Source organism: Luteolibacter pohnpeiensis (assembly GCF_016595435.1).
GTDB lineage: Bacteria > Verrucomicrobiota > Verrucomicrobiia > Verrucomicrobiales > Akkermansiaceae > Luteolibacter > Luteolibacter pohnpeiensis.
In genome coordinates, this window is the sequence record NZ_JAENIJ010000203.1 from 1 (window position 1) to 464 (window position 464).

At 54.3% G+C, this 464-nt stretch carries 1 protein-coding gene; it reads right to left on the reverse strand.

Annotated features, from left to right (window positions below; translation table 11 throughout):
* Positions 1-10 precede the first annotated feature (10 nt).
* The coding region (locus JIN85_RS20960; protein WP_200274520.1) for a hypothetical protein at positions 11-464 on the reverse strand (454 nt) is incomplete at its 5' end.

Consider the following 464-nt stretch of genomic DNA (forward strand, 5'->3'; position numbering starts at 1 on the left):
TTTGGGTTCGTTACCAGAATATCCGCTGAAGAAATGAAAGCTCCGATCGGTAAATCTCCGCAGGGATTCCGATCAATGCCGGGCCACTGGTCGTCACCCCATTCAGCGACTGCCCAGAATCGATGACCTGGCTGGCAGACCTCATAATCGCGCTGCGTATCGCGACTCGCTCATGAGCCTCGCTCCAGTCTTGATGCCAGGCATCTTGGGCGAGCTTAATACCTTCCATAAATATTGGTTCCGCCTGCATGGGGATGCTCTTCCACTTTCCCTTCTTGGTCTTGGCGGAAAACGTGTTCATAAAGTTGACCCTGCCCATGTGCGCTACCGCGACGGCACCTAAAATCTCGGGCAGCCAGTCGATCAGCCTCCTCGCGAGCATCGAATCGGTCGCCAACTCGAGAACTCTCGCCTCAATATCGTCGTCAGAGATACCTTCTTCGCCGATGATCTCAATCGCTGCT